General features: G+C 42.1%; 19 protein-coding genes, 1 tRNA gene and 1 pseudogene. All 21 read right to left on the minus strand.

Features of this window, described 5'->3' with window-relative positions; all coding sequences use genetic code 11:
• Positions 1-51: 51 nt before the first annotated feature.
• The 21 genes and pseudogenes from ilvN to ABVF55_RS09325 all read right to left on the minus strand — a co-directional run bounded on the left by ilvN (position 52) and on the right by ABVF55_RS09325 (position 16,735).
• The gene (gene ilvN / locus ABVF55_RS09225) at positions 52-528 is read right to left on the minus strand and encodes an acetolactate synthase small subunit (protein ID WP_003010242.1); all 477 of its coding nucleotides are present in this window, start codon (positions 526-528) and stop codon (positions 52-54) included.
• The gene (locus ABVF55_RS09230; protein ID WP_445285267.1) at positions 521-2,221 is read right to left on the minus strand and encodes an acetolactate synthase large subunit; all 1,701 of its coding nucleotides are present in this window, start codon (positions 2,219-2,221) and stop codon (positions 521-523) included. Before ABVF55_RS09230 ends, ilvN begins: the two co-directional genes overlap by 8 nt.
• A 187-nt stretch (positions 2,222-2,408) precedes the next feature.
• Positions 2,409-3,008: a response regulator transcription factor gene (locus ABVF55_RS09235; RefSeq protein WP_070660835.1), complete on the minus strand. Its 600-nt coding sequence runs from the start codon at positions 3,006-3,008 to the stop codon at positions 2,409-2,411.
• A gap of 1 nt (position 3,009) precedes the next feature.
• On the minus strand, positions 3,010-4,107 hold the full coding sequence (locus ABVF55_RS09240; RefSeq protein ID WP_070587457.1) for a sensor histidine kinase: 1,098 nt from the start codon (positions 4,105-4,107) through the stop codon (positions 3,010-3,012).
• Complete coding sequence (locus ABVF55_RS09245; protein WP_445285268.1) at positions 4,104-4,844, minus strand: ABC transporter permease; 741 nt, start codon at positions 4,842-4,844, stop codon at positions 4,104-4,106. The genes ABVF55_RS09240 and ABVF55_RS09245 overlap by 4 nt, the downstream gene beginning before the upstream one ends.
• Positions 4,813-5,730: an ABC transporter ATP-binding protein gene (locus ABVF55_RS09250; RefSeq protein WP_445285269.1), complete on the minus strand. Its 918-nt coding sequence runs from the start codon at positions 5,728-5,730 to the stop codon at positions 4,813-4,815. Before ABVF55_RS09250 ends, ABVF55_RS09245 begins: the two co-directional genes overlap by 32 nt.
• Positions 5,731-5,802: 72 nt before the next feature.
• Positions 5,803-5,994 (minus strand): hypothetical protein, encoded by a 192-nt coding sequence (locus tag ABVF55_RS09255; RefSeq protein WP_445285270.1) that lies wholly within the window; start codon positions 5,992-5,994, stop codon positions 5,803-5,805.
• Positions 5,995-6,129: 135 nt separating this feature from the next.
• The gene (locus ABVF55_RS09260) at positions 6,130-6,684 is read right to left on the minus strand and encodes an SP0191 family lipoprotein (RefSeq protein WP_049483529.1); all 555 of its coding nucleotides are present in this window, start codon (positions 6,682-6,684) and stop codon (positions 6,130-6,132) included.
• Between the two features lie 284 nt (positions 6,685-6,968).
• On the minus strand, positions 6,969-8,633 hold the full coding sequence (locus tag ABVF55_RS09265) for a DAK2 domain-containing protein (RefSeq protein WP_070665167.1): 1,665 nt from the start codon (positions 8,631-8,633) through the stop codon (positions 6,969-6,971).
• Positions 8,634-8,635: 2 nt separating this feature from the next.
• Positions 8,636-9,001 carry an Asp23/Gls24 family envelope stress response protein gene (locus tag ABVF55_RS09270; protein WP_003004393.1) on the minus strand — a complete coding sequence of 122 codons (366 nt, stop codon included), beginning with the start codon at positions 8,999-9,001 and terminating at the stop codon, positions 8,636-8,638.
• 142 nt (positions 9,002-9,143) lie between these two features.
• Positions 9,144-9,332, minus strand: a complete 189-nt coding sequence (gene rpmB, locus ABVF55_RS09275) for a 50S ribosomal protein L28 (RefSeq protein WP_001140948.1) — start codon at positions 9,330-9,332, stop codon at positions 9,144-9,146.
• A 118-nt stretch (positions 9,333-9,450) separates the two neighbouring features.
• Positions 9,451-10,146 carry a LiaF transmembrane domain-containing protein gene (locus ABVF55_RS09280; RefSeq protein ID WP_445285271.1) on the minus strand — a complete coding sequence of 232 codons (696 nt, stop codon included), beginning with the start codon at positions 10,144-10,146 and terminating at the stop codon, positions 9,451-9,453.
• Between the two features lie 4 nt (positions 10,147-10,150).
• The gene (locus ABVF55_RS09285; RefSeq protein WP_003004160.1) at positions 10,151-10,597 is read right to left on the minus strand and encodes a LytTR family DNA-binding domain-containing protein; all 447 of its coding nucleotides are present in this window, start codon (positions 10,595-10,597) and stop codon (positions 10,151-10,153) included.
• A 143-nt stretch (positions 10,598-10,740) separates the two neighbouring features.
• Positions 10,741-11,053: pseudogene (locus ABVF55_RS09290) on the minus strand (LiaF transmembrane domain-containing protein).
• A 197-nt stretch (positions 11,054-11,250) separates the two neighbouring features.
• Positions 11,251-11,323, minus strand: a tRNA-Thr gene (locus tag ABVF55_RS09295).
• A 46-nt stretch (positions 11,324-11,369) separates the two neighbouring features.
• A complete protein-coding gene (locus ABVF55_RS09300) occupies positions 11,370-11,831 on the minus strand; it encodes a GNAT family N-acetyltransferase (protein ID WP_320911300.1) in 462 nt (153 codons plus the stop codon).
• Positions 11,832-11,869: 38 nt separating this feature from the next.
• Entirely contained in the window at positions 11,870-12,655 is a 786-nt protein-coding gene (locus tag ABVF55_RS09305) for an ABC transporter permease (RefSeq protein ID WP_320910921.1), read from the minus strand.
• A 1-nt stretch (position 12,656) separates the two neighbouring features.
• The gene (locus ABVF55_RS09310; RefSeq protein WP_320910922.1) at positions 12,657-13,475 is read right to left on the minus strand and encodes an ABC transporter permease; all 819 of its coding nucleotides are present in this window, start codon (positions 13,473-13,475) and stop codon (positions 12,657-12,659) included.
• A 1-nt stretch (position 13,476) separates the two neighbouring features.
• On the minus strand, positions 13,477-14,469 hold the full coding sequence (locus ABVF55_RS09315) for an ABC transporter ATP-binding protein (protein WP_445285272.1): 993 nt from the start codon (positions 14,467-14,469) through the stop codon (positions 13,477-13,479).
• A 361-nt stretch (positions 14,470-14,830) separates the two neighbouring features.
• Positions 14,831-15,769, minus strand: a complete 939-nt coding sequence (locus tag ABVF55_RS09320; protein ID WP_049522769.1) for an alpha/beta fold hydrolase — start codon at positions 15,767-15,769, stop codon at positions 14,831-14,833.
• A gap of 84 nt (positions 15,770-15,853) precedes the next feature.
• Positions 15,854-16,735: a class II fructose-bisphosphate aldolase gene (locus ABVF55_RS09325; protein WP_003004573.1), complete on the minus strand. Its 882-nt coding sequence runs from the start codon at positions 16,733-16,735 to the stop codon at positions 15,854-15,856.
• Positions 16,736-16,786 lie beyond the last annotated feature (51 nt).

Raw genomic sequence — 16,786 nt, forward strand, 5'->3', positions numbered from 1 at the left:
TATTTTATTATTTGCCTTTTTAAGGCGGGGTTAACAATGTTAAAGTGAGAATTAATCTCGAGTAAATCCGGTTGCACCGGTGCGGGCAATGTTTTTAATCCCATAAGGTCGAATAACACGAATGAGGGCTTCGCTCTTTTCTGCATTTCCCGTCATTTGAACGGTGATAGAGCTTGGGGCTACATCGACCACGGTCGCACGGAAAGGTTGAATAATGGCCAAGATTTCCGCCCGCTTCTCAGCAGGTGCAGAAACTTTCACCAGGATCACTTCGCGCTCCAAGTGTGGTTTATCAGTGATATCCCGAACACGGATCACATCCACTTGGCGGTTGAGCTGTTTGATGATTTGCTCTACTTCATCATGCGAAGCAACATCAATGATAATGGTAATCCGCGATACATTAGGGTTTTCTGTTGCGCCAACAGAGATACTTTCGATATTGACTTGACGTCTCGACAAGACTCCAGTAAAGCGGTTCAGAACACCTGATCGGTTTTGAAGTTTGGCTGTTAACATTCTACGCATTAAACTTCACCCCCAACATCTCATGATTACTCTTACCAGCTGGTACCATCGGCAAGACATGCTCTTTCCGAGAAATGTCTACTTCGATGAACATTGGTACATCTTCTGTGATGACTTCCAAATCCTTCTCCAGAGTTTCAGGATTATCAAATTTATAATTCTTGATCCCGTAAGCTTGCGCCATCAATTGGAAATCCGGAAGGCTATCAAAGACTGACTCTGATGTCCGACCATCATAGAAGGCTTCTTGCCATTGGCGGACCATCCCAAGCGAGTGGTTGTTGAGCATAACGACCTTGATCGGAACCTTGTAAATATTTAAGATCGCCAATTCTTGGTTGGTCATTTGGAAACCACCATCTCCGACAAAGAGAACAACTTCTTTATCTGGATTGGCAATTTTCGCTCCGATAGCTGCAGGAACACCGAATCCCATCGTTCCTAGACCACCAGATGTTACCAATTGGCGCTCATTTTGGTAAGGATAGTATTGAGCCGCCCACATTTGGTGTTGTCCAACGTCTGTGACGACAATAGCGTCCCCCTTGGTCAACTCTCCGATGCGTTCAATCACAGCTTGTGGCTGCACAACCCGTTCTTTCTTGTCGTATGAACGAACCCGGTTCTTATCTTGGGTCACCTTTTCGATCCATTTTTCTGTGTTGTTATGAACCGTTGGCTCTGCTAGCAACTGCTGCAAGGCTTTCTTTGCATCGCCAACCACAGGAATGTCAACAGCAATGATCTTCCCAATCTCTGCAGGATCGATGTCGATATGGGCAACCTTTGCATTTTTAGCGAAAGTCTTTGGATTCCCTGTCAAACGGTCATCAAATCGACAACCAACACTGATCATGAAATCCGTCTCTGTCATAGCGATATTGGCCGCAAAGGATCCGTGCATCCCTCCCATCCCTAGGAAAAGAGGATGACTGGTCGCAATCGTTCCTTGACCTAACAGACTGGTCACTACTGGAATCTGATAGCGCTCTGCTAGAGCAATTAACTCTTTTGCAGCTCCAGCGTAACTCACCCCACCACCAGCAAGAAGAACTGGTTTTTTAGCCCTACTCAATTGCTTCAAAATCTTTTTGATCTGCAATTCATTGGGTTCAATGGTAGGCTGGTAGCTTGGAAGCTTCACACTCGGTTCATAGATAAAATCTGTCTCTAAAGCAGACACATCCTTTGGAAGGTCAATCACCACCGGACCAGGACGGCCGGTCGTCGCAATATGGACAGCTTCGGTGATAATTCGCGGAATATCTGCCGTCTCACGTACTTGATAGTTGTACTTGGTGATGGGCATGGTAATTCCCACAATATCCGCTTCTTGGAAGGCGTCTTTCCCGATCCCAGCACGATTGACTTGACCAGTGAAGACTAATAGGGGAACGCTATCGCTCATGGCATCTGCAATCCCTGTAATGGCATTGGTCGCCCCCGGTCCACTCGTGACGACTGCGACACCCAACTTTCCAGTTGATTTAGCGTAGCCTTCAGCCTCATGCAAGCATCCTTGTTCATGACGACCCAAGATATGCTGGATACCCTCAAAGCTATAGATGGCATCGTATAAAGGCAAAACTGCTCCACCAGGATATCCAAAAATCGTATCAATGCCCAAATCACGCAGGGTTTCAAGAACGAGCTCTGAACCGGTTTTCGCAGTTTCTAAGGTAATTTTCTCCATGTCTCTCCTTTCCAGTACTTTGTAGTTCAAATTAGCATGCTACTATCATACCATTTTTAGAAAATATTTCAAGGAAAAATAGTAAATTTTCTGAATTTTCTATCCAAATCCGAAGAATGAGAGTTTTTCTAAAAATGCTAGGTCTATCAGAAAAAAGTCTCTAGGAAATCCTAGAAACTTTTCTTCCTTATAACCAACCCTTTTCTTGTGCGATCTTTGCCGCCTCGGTCCGGTTTTCCGCATCCAACTTGGTCAAAATAGCTGACATATAATTGCGGATGGTTCCGTTTGAGAGAAATAAGCGATCAGCAATTTCTTGGTTAGAAGCCCCTTTTGCGACTTCTTTTAAAACTGCCTTTTCTTGAGGGCTTAGAGGATTGGGATGGGTCAAGATCCCTTCCATTAATTCAGGCGAATATTCTTTTTGCCCTGCTAATACTGTATGAAGAGTCGCCATCAAATCCGTGATGCGGCGTTCTTTTAAGACATAGGCATCGACTCCAGCCTTGAGGGCCCGCTCGAAATAGCCCGGCCGCTTAAAGGTGGTAACGATGACGACCTTGATCTGGGGTTGTTGACTTTTAGCCCATTCCAACACTTCTAACCCTGTTTTGATGGGCATTTCGATATCTAAAATCGCAATATCGACTGGATGTGTTTCGAGTAAACGAATGGCCTCTTGTCCATCGCCAGCCTGCAAGACATCTTCCACATCCTCTTGCAGGAGCAAGAGCTGGCAGAGCGCATCGCGCAACATACTTTGGTCTTCAGCAACTAATAAGCGCATCTTATTTCCTTTCTTGATAGGGGATCCGTATTTCTATCCGGGTCGGCTTGTGTTGATGACTGATCTCCAGCTCTCCTCCCAACAAGGCAATCCGTTCGCGAATCGAGTGCAGGTCTTTGTCAGAGACCTTGTCAAAGCCGATGCCATTATCTTCTGCGACCATTTCTACACCTGTTTCGGTGGAGCGATAAGAGAGAAGGGCCTGCGTCGCTTTAGCGTGTTTGATCATATTGGTAGCTAATTCCAGAGATACCATGGCCAGAGCAGATTCTAGAATCGGCGAGATGCTAGCAGTATCAAGCTCGTTTTGAATCTCCACTTTGATTTGAGCTACTTCCAGCATTTGCTTGACGGTTTCTAGCTCTCTTGCCAGGGTTCGCTGCTTCAGGTTCTCGACAATCTCTCGGACTTGGTGCATGGACTCTTGACTGATGGCTTGAATCTCTTGCACCTGTTCCTGGGCCTTCTCAACCTGACCCAATGCCAAGAATTGATCAGCTAGGTCCGCCTTGACACTGAGCATGGCAAAGGTGTGTCCTAGACTGTCATGCAGATCACGGCCAATCCGATGGCGCTCGTTTTCTGCCAGTAAGAGATTGATCTGGGCATTTTGCTTGGCATGGTCAGCTTTCAACTCTTCCATCATCTCCATCCGGACCATACTAAAGGTCATGATCGCGATAAACAAAGAGACGATCAGGACAAAAAGCCAATCATTTTCTCTCATCTCTCTATTAAATAACAAGGCTCCCAAAAGGATCAGTTGTGATAAAAAGGCCGTCCAAAGAAAGGGAGATCGAAAATTGTGGACTCTAAAACGATAAACTAAAATATTGCTTAGATAATAGTAAAACCAACAAAAGCCTGTCCCAACATATAAGGTATTTCCACCTATGTAAGCCAATAGATAAATCCAAAAAATCCAGGTCAGTGTCCTATTTTCAACAATGAGGATTCCTAGATAGCTCATCATAAAGAAGATGGCTAAAAAGAAATGCCACCAGGGAATCTGCCCTAAGAAAATAGAAGCAAAGGGAAAGACCATAAAGATTAGGCCTACGTAAAACATATGGTGAATATGTTTGAGTTTTTCAATCATGAACGAACCTCAGAATGACGACGATAGACGATAACAAGGGCAAACAAGACCAGGGTAAACAAAGTTAAATAGACACTCGCAAAGACATTGACCTGCCCCTTGTTTAAAAAGGTCTTGATCAGTTCCATCAATTGATAGGTTGGTAAGCATTTGCCGATAGCTTGCATCCATTCTGGAAAGAGGCTAATGGGCATCCAAAGACCACCCATGACAGCCAGCCCCATGTAAAGGAGATTGCCCACAACAGACATCAATTGACTAGAAGGAAGCAGGGTCAAGACCAGACCGAGAGCCACAAAAGCTAGACTTCCTAGGATGAGAATAAAGGCTGCTAAGACCCAATCCTGTAGGGGCATATTCACATGCCGCACCACATGGCCCACGGTAAAGACAACTACAATCGAAAGGAGAAAATCGACAAAGAGACCTACAACCTTTATTAGATAATATTCTACCATAGATACGGGGGTATGGCGCAAGACTTTTTGCCAATTATTGAGTCGATCGGTTTCAAGAACGGTTGGAAAAGAAAAGATAGCCGTAGACATCATAGAAAATGCCGTCATAGAAAGGAGATAATCCCTCATAAAGTGAGCGGGTGCCCCTGGTGTGTCCTGGTACATCCCTGAAAAGAAGAGATAAAAGGCCGTGGGCATCCCAATTGATAACAAGTAATAAATGGCTTGGCGTTTAGTTAAATGCCACTCAACCACGCCAAGAGCTTTCATGCGTTTCATCTTCTCTACCTACTTCCTTTGTATTTTCAAAAATAGAATCCAATAAACTTCTATTGGTCACTTCAATCTCTTGGATTGAACAGCTTTCTTCTTGCAATCGCCTCCACAAACGATTGGCGTCCCGTGTCACAACCTGAAGGGCATCGGGTTTAATGACCACTTGACCAATGTCTTCCATCTCTGCCACTAGAGCTTGGTAGCGCAAAGGCAAGGTAAAATGTTTTTCTACCTCTTCGCTTCTCATAGCGAGAGGTGTCGTATCCCGAAGCAAATGGCCCTGGTGCAAGACCAAAATTCGATCAGCCGTGTGCTCTACTTCCTCGATGTAATGCGAAGAATAGACAATGGTCACACCCTCTTCCTTTAAATGCCCGACAATCTCCCAGAAGCGTTGGCGAGTGGACGTATCCATTCCCGCAGTTGGCTCATCTAAGAAAAGTAAGCTGGGACAACCAATCAAGGTTAGAACAAAGGATAAGAGGCGCTTTTGACCACCAGACAACTTACTAGCCAATTGTTTCTTTTGTTCTGAGCTAAAACGTAATAAATCATCAATTTCTTCCCCTGTTAAGGGTTGGGGATAAATAGAGCGAAAGAAGTTAATCAGTTCCTGCACGGTTAACTTTTGAACGATGGCATTCTCTTGAGGGAGATAGGACACACTAGCCTTTAACTGAGGATGACCAGGTGCCTTCCCCTCTACTTCAATAATCCCAGAAGTCACCTTCCTATCTCCCAGAAGACAGTTCATTAAGGTTGTTTTCCCAGCTCCGTTTGGCCCGATCAAGGCCAGACAATCCCCCCGTTCAACCGCAAAAGAAAGATCTTCTAAAATGACTTTTCCTTTGATACTTTTTTTCAAGTTCTCTACTCTAATGATGCTCATGATACTCTCCTTTCAAGCAGGCTTGGCTGGCTGGAATGATGACAAAGACGACCAAGGTCGCTCCCGTTTTTTTCATTTCTCCATTTCCTTTTTTACCGCCTTGACCATTTTCAATCCTTCTTGAACCGCCCAGCTCATGATGCCAAGCCCAGCAAATAATTCCCAAGGAAAATGGTAATAGAGACTATCATCCTTTGAAAAGATCAAATAGACGACCATCCCCACCACTGTTAACGTAAACACTTTATAAAACCATTGTTTCATTTTTCCTTACCTCTTACTTTCTGACTATATTATAGCGAAAGAAAATAACAGCCACTAGATAATTTTGTCACTCGCTCACATGACAAAAGTCACTAAAAAAAGCCAAGTGACTTCACTCGACTTTTTCTATTCTTCTTACTGGCCTTCTTCTTTCATGCCATGCAATTTCAAGGCCTTGACCAAGGCATCTGCCTTCATGTTTTTCAAATCATTGAGACCAGCATCTTTGAAGTAAGAAATTTCTTCTAGAGACTTGGCGTCAATTTGGTTGATGTCAATCACACTGGTTGAGAGCAATTTCTTTTCTGGTGTGACTGTGTATTCCAAGCTAAAACCAGGAACGGTTTTTAGCTTCTTATAGTCTTCATTTTGCTCCAGCAAAGCTTGAATGGCTGCTGTGAGCTCTTCAGGTGACTTTTCTGCTGCGATGGTCCCAAGTTGTTGGGGCAGATCGGCCGTCACTTCGATACGAAGGTTTTCAACCTTATCTCCCTTAGATTTGATGATATCCCGGTGTTTTGTTCCATTGATATCTCCTACTAAGGTTGTGGTTTTTTCTTCATTTTTTACTTCTTTTTTAACAGAGGAACTGCTAGATGAGCTAGCGGTTGTAGTTTTCTTTGTTTGGGATTGCGAACAACCAGTCAATACCAAAATGGCTAGCCCAAGGGTTACAAAAAATTTCTTCATTTTTATAACTCTCCTTTCACATACTGATACCAGTATAACATATCGCATCTTTCTTGTCTAAAAACTCCACTGCTCAAACCATTTCCCCCTCTTTTCAAGCTCTTCAATTTGAATAAAAATCTGATGAATATGAGACTTTTTGCAGAAACCTCTTTTTCTCACGAATAAAGCTTCCGTGTAGGGGTCACTTCAATCTCAATTCCTCTGAATCACGCTGATTTCATAGGGAATCTCCTCGTTTTTCTATATACAAAAAAAGGTTCCGAAAGGAACCTTCTGTTCAATTATTCTACACTAAACAAGTATGGGTAGACAGGTTGGCCACCTTGGTGGATTTCTACTTCTACATCTTCATACTTCTCAGCAAGGGCTTGGGCCAATTCATTTGCCAACTCCTCACTGCCGTCTTCACCGACATAGATGGTCACAATTTCACTGTCTTCATCCAACATATGAGCGAATGTTTCTTCCAAGGTTTCCATCATATCTGGATTTGAAACAACGATTTTGCCATCGACCATTCCAAGATTATCATTTTCATGGATTTCAAGCCCATCAATAGTGGTATCGCGAACTGCTGTCGTTACACTACCAGACACAACATCACTCAATGAAGCGCTCATGCGTTCGTAGTTTTCTTCGATCGATTTGCTTTCATCAAAGGCAAGAAGACTAGTCAATCCTTGAGGGATAGTCTTGGTCTCAACAACTGCTGCAGGTTGATCAATCACTTCTGCTGCAGATTGAGCCGCCATCAAGATATTTTTGTTGTTTGGCAAGATAATGATGTTGCGCGCATTCAACTCTTCAACCGCTTTGACAAAGTCTTCTGTTGATGGGTTCATGGTTTGACCACCAGAGATGATGTAATCAACTCCTTGCGCTTTAAAGATATCAGCCAATCCGTCACCAGCAACTACTGCGATGATGGCATATTCTTTTTCTTCAACTGGTTTGGCTTGGCGCTCTTCTTTTTCAACTTGCGCTTCGTGTTGGTTGCGCATGTTGTCGACTTTGACCTTGACCAAGCTTCCGTACTTAAGACCTTCTTGCATGACAAGACCTGGATCTTCTGTATGGACGTGAACTTTGACAATCTCATCGTCATTCACCACCAATAGGGAATCCCCAAGGTTGTTCAAATAGTTACGGAATTCATCGTAATCGAAGTCTTTGACATAGGTTGGACCTTGTTTCAAAGCGACCATGATTTCTGTACAGTAACCAAACTTGATGTCTTCAGTTGCGACATGGCCAGCAACTGACTTGTGGTGTTCTGCATTGATCATTTCTGACATGGTTGCAGGTGTTGCTTGGAACTCTTCAGAAGCGATGAATTCACCTGTCAAGGCTGACAAGAATCCTTCATAGATGAAGACCAACCCTTGACCACCAGAGTCTACCACGCCAACTTCTTTCAAGACTGGCAACATATCTGGAGTCTTCGCAAGAGCTGTTTTAGCTCCTTCAAGAGCGGCACGCATGACTTCTACTGCATCATTGGTAGATTCTGCTTTTTTCTTGGCCCCGATAGCTGCTCCACGAGAAACCGTCAAAATGGTCCCTTCAACAGGCTTCATAACGGCTTTATAAGCAACTTCTACACCAGACTGGAAGGCTGCTGCAAGCGCTGCTCCATCCAATTCTTCTTTGTCTTTGACACTTTGAGAAAATCCGCGGAACAATTGAGAAGTGATGACTCCTGAGTTCCCACGCGCACCCATCAAGAGACCTTTAGCGAAGATCCCTGCTGCTTCTCCAACAGTTGAAGCAGAACGGTCAGATACTTCTTTGGCCCCATTTTCGATGGTCATTCCCATATTGGTTCCTGTATCTCCATCTGGCACAGGAAAGACGTTCAAAGAGTTTACATATTCCGCTTGTTTATTTAAGCGCGTAGCCCCCGCTTGAACCATTTCTTGAAATAAACTTGTAGTAATATTAGCCACGATTATTCTCCCACAATCTTGATATTTTGAATATAGACATTCACAGTATCCGTAGTGATTCCAAGTTGATTTTCCAAACTAAATTTCACACGTTCTTGAATATTTTTTGAGACTTCGCTAATTTTTGTTCCATAGCTCAAAACAGTGTAAACATCAACTGCGATAGTTCCTGCTTCCGTTGTTTTGACAACAACACCTTTAGAGAAGTTTTCTTTCCCTAGGAGGGCTTGGAAATTATCTTTGATCGCATTTTTGCTGGCCATTCCAACCACACCGAAGATCTCAGTAGCGGCACCGCCTACAACAGTTGCGATAACCTCATCAGTCAATTCAATTTGACCGTCCTTTGTATTGATTTTTACTGTCATAATTTCTACCTCAAAAGTATTTTATATTCTATTTTACCATAAAAGAGATCAGCTGTAAAAGGGTAGGGATTATTCTTCTCCCGCTGTGACAGCTGTCTCTAGAGAAAAAGAAAAGAACCTCTATGAGGTTCTATATTCTTTATTAAACGCGTTCTACTTTACCAGATTTCAATGCACGAGCTGAAGCCCAAACTTTTTTAGGTTTACCATCGATAAGGACAGTTACTTTTTGAAGGTTTGGTTTTACGGCACGTTTTGTTTGATTCATAGCGTGTGAACGGTTGTTACCTGATACAGTCTTACGACCTGTGAAATAACATACTTTAGCCATTTCTGTGTTTCCTCCTATTAGATCTAATATAACGGATGTGCTAGCACCACATACCGTACTATATTACCAAAAAAAATCTCTCTTGGCAAGCTTTTGGCCAAAGTTTTTCATTTCCGACTTAAGAAAACGAATTCGCTCCGACATAGATAATTTCCAGATTTCCTAAGGAAACATCGCCCGTAATGTAGAAATCCTTGCTTGTCAGAGCACTTGGATTTTCCTGATGTTGGATCGCTGAGAGGGAATTATCCACATGAACATGGACACGCCAATCACTTGGTACATAGAGACTCAAACTTCCAAGGGAAACATCGACAACAAACTGAGCAGATGGACCCTCGATGCGGCAATTGTCAAAATAAACCGATGCTTCTCCCATACTCACATCTGCACTTCCGCGGGTAAAGTGTTGGTCATTGAGATATTTTGTCACTGTTGAAAAAGTGACATCAATGTCATTGCCATCCGACTTACTCATGGACCCAGCAGAATAGGAAGCTAGGCGGGCTTTTGTTTTCTTAGAGGGTTTAAACAAAATGTTGAGCCCAATCACAGCGAGAATTGAGGAAAGGATGACAACTGAATTTGAAACTGGGAGGAAATGGTATTGCCCATTGAGACAAAAGAGGGCTAAAAGTCCATAGATGAAGCCCCAACCAAAATGGCGTTTTAAGAAACTAGAGAGGGACAGGACGGCAAGCAAGGTAACCCAAGCTAAGGTCCAGATGCTAATGTCCCATTTTACAAAATAGCCTTGTAAGAGGATTAAGGCTGCTAAAAGGATTAAGAATACTCCAATTAATTTTTTTCTCATGATATTACCTCATTTCATTTAGTCGTTCTTTTAAGAGTTGATAGTAGCGTCTAGATACGTGAACCTGCTTATGAGTCTGGTAGAAATTGACCGTGCTGGTCCCTGAAAAAGACTTTTCCAGAGAGTAGATCTGCTTTGCGTTGACAATGGTGGATTTGGATATCCGACAAAAGGCGATGGGAAGCAGCTCCTCCAACTCATAGAGCTTCTGCTTAACCTCATAGGCCTCGTCCTTGGTGTGCCCAAAAATCTTCTCCCCGTCCGTCTCAAAAAAGAGGATCGATGCCACATCCAGAAAATACTCACTTCGATCCTTGTAAAAGGCCAAAGGAGCAACCTTTTGTTCGAGGATTCTCTCTTGCAGCTGGGTCAACTCCGGGGTCAAGCGCGGAGCTCGAATCAAGATCTCAGGCTCGTCCATAGATGGATCCAATTCGATTCTAACTTTCATAAAACTCCTTTCCCAACGTTTTGATAGTACCATTATAACAGCTGTTGAAAACAAAACAAGGGCTTTTCAGTAAGCGGAACGTTTTCCCCATCAAGAGGTAGTTTTTGAGAAGTAAAAAAGCTGATCAAGTGACCAGCCTTTCTTTATTTATTGCTTTCCTTGTTCGGTAAAAGAAAACTAAGACCTACACAAGCGAGCACACCTGCTGTAATAACCAGGCCATTTGAGACCGACAAGAGATCGTAAATCGCATTTGCGATCATAAATGCGATCAAGGCGCAGATAACACTTGCCTTGTAATCTTTTTTTCAAGAGATTTTCAAGTGTAAAGAATGCAAATAAGAGAGCAGGAAATAGGGGCCAGATGTTCACATCGAGCTTTGGAAAACCAACCATTCCCATTGTGACAACCGCAAGAGCAGCCAAAATAAATCCAAGTCCAAGTAGTTTTTTCATCATATACCTCATTTTGATTATTCGGAAGTACTTCTTCCTTTGATGATTCTATGATAGCAGAGAGCCCCAACGGCGACAAGGACTTTTGACTAAGTGGTCAAAAAAGGTGCCTATGCGGTCAAAAAAAAGAGCGAGACCGAACGAATATGTGATCACCATCATTCGTCGTCTCGCTCCTTCAAAGCAGATTTTTTCTATGCCGATTGCAGGGATCGAACCTGTGACCTACGCGTTACGAGTGCGTTGCTCTACCAACTGAGCTAAATCGGCGATTACCTTCTTAGTATAGCACTCTGATAGCGGATGTCAAGCACTTTTAGTTGATCTTTTTAATCAGAATCTGACATGGATTCTGTGGATCCCATAGTTGCGGAAAAATCTCTAATTTTTTAAAACCAAGACTGCGATAAAAGACATTTGTTCGGTCATAATCTTTATTTGAACCTTCTGCGACTGTTTTGACCTGTAGGTAGTCCACTTGTTTGACTGCTTCTCTTTCTATAGTCGTAATTAATTCCCTTCCAATTCCTTGACCTTGGAATGATTTTTTCACGCCTAGACAGTCAATTTCAGCACAATCTTCACTCGAATATGATAAACCTATAAACCCTACTACATCACTTTCTTGATAAGCAGCCCAAACTCGTAAATCCTTAGCTCCTTCAATGTAGGCTTGCGTGCTTTCTGGTATTCCAAACCATTCTGGCAAATCCCTTAAAATCTCAGCGACAACTGCCATTTTTTGATCTTCACCCTTGACTTCTTTAATTACAAACATCATAAGTTCCTTTCTTGATTTTAGTCTTACTTTACCTCTTACGAACCAGCACTTTCGTAGGCATCCAATCCCCGGTCCCAAAGTTTGAGGGAAATAACAAAGAAAACAAGGGAAATCAGAATCAAACCACCAATTTTAAAGAGTCCATCCTTGTCCTGCAAGAAATAGCTGGCAGGATAGTAGGCCGTAAAGGCGAAAGGTACAATAAAGCTAATTAACCAACGAAGGAGCGAATTGTAAATAGAAATAGGATACTTGGCAAAATCATTAAACATATAGAAAATGTAAATCATGGCACCTGACTGCTTGGTCCAAAAAGCGATGCTGGCTGTAGCAATTTTCAAGGAAGTATAAATCAAGGTCGCAAAAGGAATACAAACTAGAAAAATCAGGAATTTTGGAAGAGTCCAAGCAATGCTAGTCGCCGTTGTCGCTAGTAAAATTCCACCGACCAAAAGTTCACCCAAGGCATCAATCTGAAAGGTCTCAACAAGGATGTGAAAGAGAGGATTGATAGGACGAGTCAGATACTTGTCAAACTCCCCTTTTCGAACTAGTCGTTGACCTAAAGCCCAGAGATTGTCAAAAAAGAGATGATCTAGTCCCTTTGGAATTAAGGAAAATCCATAGATAAAGGCAATTTCTTGAAAAGTCCAACTTTCTAGGGAGGGAATGTGTTGAAAGATGACATTGAGAAACAAGAGGTTTAGGCCTTGAGTCAGAAAGACTCCCAACACACCAACCACAAAATCAACTTTGTATTCCATGATTTGCTTGATGTATTGTCTAATAAAAATCAGATGCATGCGTTGATATTTTTTCATACTAACCTCCCTGAATGGTGATAAATGACTGGACTCGTTTCCAAATCAACTGAGACAAGCCCACCATCACTATAAGCCAGAAAAGCTGAAGCAAAAGTGCTTGAAGAATCTGACTGGCATCGTATTTCCCAACAATAATCATAACTGGAGTGTAAATCAAGGATGAAAATGGCAATAAGGAGAGAATATCTGAAACCACCTTTGGAAAAAACGTCAAGGGAATCAAACTGCCAGACATAAAGGCCACTATTGAAGTCTTGAGTAGATTGGAGCCCCATAAATTTTTAAATACAAAGGCTGAAAATCCAAAGCAGATATTAAAGAAAAAGTTAATCAGATAAGCCAGAGTTAAGCTAAAGAGATAAAGGACAGTTAATCCCAGCACTTCTACAATACCTTGCCCAGATAAGATTTTCATCAAAACAATGACACTTAAAAATGGCAGTCCAACAGAGATAAAAATCAACCACTTGGAGCCAAGTTCAGTGAAAAGGTAAGAGGCCGCAAAATGCACTGGTCTCAATAAGCGCATGATAATAGAGCCATCTTTTACCTCATCACCAATCATAAAGGAGCTATCAGACCTGGTCAAAAGATTGGTCACAAAACTCATGATGATGTAGAGGGTGATATCCGCCATACTGAAGCCCTGAATCAAAGGCTCCTGGGAGGAGTCAAAGACAGCCTTCCAGAGATAGAAAGCGACAAAAGCCCCCATGACATCACCAATCCGATAGAGAATAAAGTTAACTCGATAGCTAATCAACTCCTGAATCCCTGCATTGATAAAGGGTTTATAACGTCTCCACAATTTGACCATCTTAGAGCTCCTTTCGATAGAAGCGACGGATAATATCTTCAATATCTGTATCTACCATCTTCAAATCACGAACTTCAAAATCAGATAAGGTTTGCTTGATAATATCGGCCGACTGGTAGAGGGAACTATCGAATTCAATATTGAGAGTATTTCCTTGTCTATCAATGGACATATCAGGCAAGCCCTCATAATGAGAGACTAGATGATTTTGACCTGGCGTCAGGTCAAAGGAGAGAGTCTTCATCTTGCCAAAGGTTTCCTTGAGCTGGCTAACCGTCCCATCAAAAATCTCTTGCCCCTTGTCAATCATAAAAATCCGATCACAGAGTTGCTCAATATCACTCAAATCATGAGTAGTCAAGAGAATAGTTGTCTTTTCCTCTTGATTGATCTGAGTAATGGCCCGACGAATGTTATCCTTGACCGAAACGTCTAAACCAATGGTCGGCTCATCTAAAAAGAGAACTTTGGGATTGTGAAGCAAGGAAGCTGCAATATCCGCCCGCATCCGTTGCCCAAGTGAAAGAGTTCGCACGGGGTCCTTGATAAAATCCTTCAAATCCAAAACTTCATTCAAAAAGTCCATGCGCTTATGGAAAAGCGAGTCCGGTACATCGTAAATTTCCTTCAAGACCGTGTAGGTCTCTTGCAGTGCCAAATCCCACCATAGCTGGGTGCGTTGTCCGAAAACGACTCCAATATCCTTGACATAATCTTGTCGATTATCTTGTGGAATCTTGCCGTTAATCCGACAAAAACCAGATGTCGGTTTTAAAATCCCTGTCAGCATTTTGATGGTGGTCGACTTCCCAGCACCATTTGCCCCGATAAATCCTAGAATCTGCCCCTTTGGAACTTCAAAAGTTAAATCCTTGACCGCTTCAAAGGTCTGCTTTTCAGGATGAATAAAGGAGCGCAAGGCCCCCTTTAACCCCGGCTCCTTAACTGTCTTCACAAAATTTTTCTGAAGATGTTGCACTTCTATCATTGCCATATCTATCTCCCTATCGTAAGAAGCAACATTGTATTTTTGACTACAAATATTCTAAATCCTTACTTTCTACACTTTTTCAATATTATTACAGAGGGCTTTATACCAACCTATTATAATCTAATAAAAAAAGGAATGCAAGCGTTTGCTTATAGATTATGAAATTAGAAATTTCTCTCTTGAAATAATGCTTTTGAGTCAGAAATTCTGGTTTAATAGTTTCCTTAAAACACCAAAAAACCTGCCCTTAGGGGCAGGCTTATTGTTAAGAAAAAGAATTTTTTTAATCGAGAAAATTAACGATTCTACTGTTAATCCTTCAGCATTTAATTATTATCATCAGTCTCAATGGATTTTTAAGCCCTCAATTATTCTCTAAAAATTTTTTAATACGAGAAACAATAGCATCGCTTTGATAATGATAGAGGTCGTGAGGTGCATCCATATAGTCGACTTGAACATTAGACTGGTCGCTTGCAAATCTCTCTGCATAACGTTGCCACTCTGATTGGCTAAAGGTCGTGCCTTCACCGTTAGAAACCAGGAGTAAGGCTGGAATTTTCGGATTAATGCTAGATGGAACTTTCTTGGCATTTTCCTTTGCCAAACGGGATTCATGAAGCATGGCTTGTGACATCAACTGCTTATATGCTAGTAATTTATATTGTTGTCGTTCAGTTTCAGTCAGAGTTGGATTTTTTATATAAAAGGACTCAGGGAAATAGCGTAATAAGCCAATCTTACTGCTCCAATAAGCCACAGTAAGCAAGGCCTGATTATCCTTTAAATCTTCATAACTCGCTGGCAAGGCCCAATCCAGACCAATCAAAGCCTTCACTTCATTTGGATATTTCTCTTGCCAAGCAAGACTCTCTAAACTAGCCATAGAATGCGAAATAATCACATAAGGACCTGAAACATGAGCTTGCGCCAAAGCTTGACGGGTCTCAGAAAGGACCTCCATCACATCTCTTGAACGATCACTATCTTCACTAAAACCATATCCTGCTCGCTCCACGACAACAACTTTGTATTTTTTGGATAGGGAATCTGATAGATTCTTAAAGTCTAAAATAGGAGAGGCGATACCTGCACCGGAAAGAAAAACGATTGTTTCAGATCCTTCTCCTTTAACAGAGACATTCATTCGATGTCCATTGACTGTAACTTGTTTACCAATGGGTGTTAGAAGCTTACTTTCATTTCGTAAACTAAATTGATGAAAAACAAATGTAGCACCTAAAAAGAGCAGGAGAAAGCTACAAACGATCCAGCTAAACTGTTTAAATTTTTTCATAGGCATATTGTACAAAAATTAAATCCCGGAAGCAACTTTTCCCATACAAAAAAACAAGATCCACATGGGACCTTGCTTTCCTGTTTTTAATTAAGCTTTGCCTTCTGAACCGAATACGTCGATACGTTCTTCAACAGCTGCTGTAATTGCTTCGAAACCTGGTTTCAAGAATTTACGTGGGTCGAAGAGTTTCTTCTTGTCGTATTCTGCTTCGTTTGCATCGTATTCACGTACGAATTGACGAGTAGCGTTTGCAAATGCGATTTGGCATTCAGTGTTCACGTTAACTTTTGCAACACCAAGTTTGATAGCTGCTTGGATTTGATCATCAGGGATACCTGATCCACCGTGCAATACGATTGGGAATCCTGGAACAGCTTCAGTCAATTTTTGCAAGTGGTCAAGGTGAAGACCTTTCCAGTTTGCTGGGTAAGGACCGTGGATGTTACCGATACCTGCAGCCAAGAAGTCGATTCCTGTAGCAACCATTGCTTTAGCGTCTTCGATTGGTGCCAATTCACCGTCACCGATGATACCGTCTTCTTCACCACCGATAGTACCAACTTCAGCTTCTACTGAGATACCTTTAGCATGAGCTTTTTCAACGACATCTTTCGCCAATTTAAGGTTTTCTTCAACTGGAAGGTGTGAACCGTCAAACATGATTGAAGTGTAACCAGCTTCGATACATTCAAGAGCATCGTCGTAGTGACCATGGTCAAGGTGAATAGCAACTGGTACAGTGATACCCATTGATTCTACAAGGTTTTCAATAAGGGCTTTACATACTTTGTAACCACCCATGTATTTAGCAGCACCCATAGAAGTTTGGATAAGTACTGGAGCTTTCTTAGCTTCTGCTGCACGCAAGATAGCTTGAGTCCACTCAAGGTTGTTTGTGTTAAATCCACCAACTGCATAACCATTGTCACGAGCTGCTTGGACAAATTTTTCTGCTGAAACGATTGCCATTAGTCATAGGCCTCCTATATATTTTTGTGGGGTTAATCCCACTTACATTGT

The sequence above is a fragment of the Streptococcus sp. KHUD_012 genome, from assembly GCF_052588255.1.

Bases quoted from the DNA above. Each gene is read 5' to 3' on its own strand.
- ilvN (WP_003010242.1), bottom strand. From the start codon at position 528: ATGCGTAGAATGTTAACAGCCAAACTTCAAAACCGATCAGGTGTTCTG.
- ABVF55_RS09230 (WP_445285267.1), bottom strand. From the start codon at position 2,221: ATGGAGAAAATTACCTTAGAAACTGCGAAAACCGGTTCAGAGCTCGTT.
- ABVF55_RS09235 (WP_070660835.1), bottom strand. From the start codon at position 3,008: ATGCGCTTATTAGTTGCTGAAGACCAAAGTATGTTGCGCGATGCGCTC.
- ABVF55_RS09240 (WP_070587457.1), bottom strand. From the start codon at position 4,107: ATGATTGAAAAACTCAAACATATTCACCATATGTTTTACGTAGGCCTA.
- ABVF55_RS09245 (WP_445285268.1), bottom strand. From the start codon at position 4,844: ATGAAACGCATGAAAGCTCTTGGCGTGGTTGAGTGGCATTTAACTAAA.
- ABVF55_RS09250 (WP_445285269.1), bottom strand. From the start codon at position 5,730: ATGAGCATCATTAGAGTAGAGAACTTGAAAAAAAGTATCAAAGGAAAA.
- ABVF55_RS09255 (WP_445285270.1), bottom strand. From the start codon at position 5,994: ATGAAACAATGGTTTTATAAAGTGTTTACGTTAACAGTGGTGGGGATG.
- ABVF55_RS09260 (WP_049483529.1), bottom strand. From the start codon at position 6,684: ATGAAGAAATTTTTTGTAACCCTTGGGCTAGCCATTTTGGTATTGACT.
- ABVF55_RS09270 (WP_003004393.1), bottom strand. From the start codon at position 9,001: ATGACAGTAAAAATCAATACAAAGGACGGTCAAATTGAATTGACTGAT.
- rpmB (WP_001140948.1), bottom strand. From the start codon at position 9,332: ATGGCTAAAGTATGTTATTTCACAGGTCGTAAGACTGTATCAGGTAAC.
- ABVF55_RS09280 (WP_445285271.1), bottom strand. From the start codon at position 10,146: ATGAGAAAAAAATTAATTGGAGTATTCTTAATCCTTTTAGCAGCCTTA.
- ABVF55_RS09285 (WP_003004160.1), bottom strand. From the start codon at position 10,597: ATGAAAGTTAGAATCGAATTGGATCCATCTATGGACGAGCCTGAGATC.
- ABVF55_RS09300 (WP_320911300.1), bottom strand. From the start codon at position 11,831: ATGTTTGTAATTAAAGAAGTCAAGGGTGAAGATCAAAAAATGGCAGTT.
- ABVF55_RS09305 (WP_320910921.1), bottom strand. From the start codon at position 12,655: ATGAAAAAATATCAACGCATGCATCTGATTTTTATTAGACAATACATC.
- ABVF55_RS09310 (WP_320910922.1), bottom strand. From the start codon at position 13,475: ATGGTCAAATTGTGGAGACGTTATAAACCCTTTATCAATGCAGGGATT.
- ABVF55_RS09315 (WP_445285272.1), bottom strand. From the start codon at position 14,469: ATGGCAATGATAGAAGTGCAACATCTTCAGAAAAATTTTGTGAAGACA.
- ABVF55_RS09320 (WP_049522769.1), bottom strand. From the start codon at position 15,769: ATGCCTATGAAAAAATTTAAACAGTTTAGCTGGATCGTTTGTAGCTTT.
- ABVF55_RS09325 (WP_003004573.1), bottom strand. From the start codon at position 16,735: ATGGCAATCGTTTCAGCAGAAAAATTTGTCCAAGCAGCTCGTGACAAT.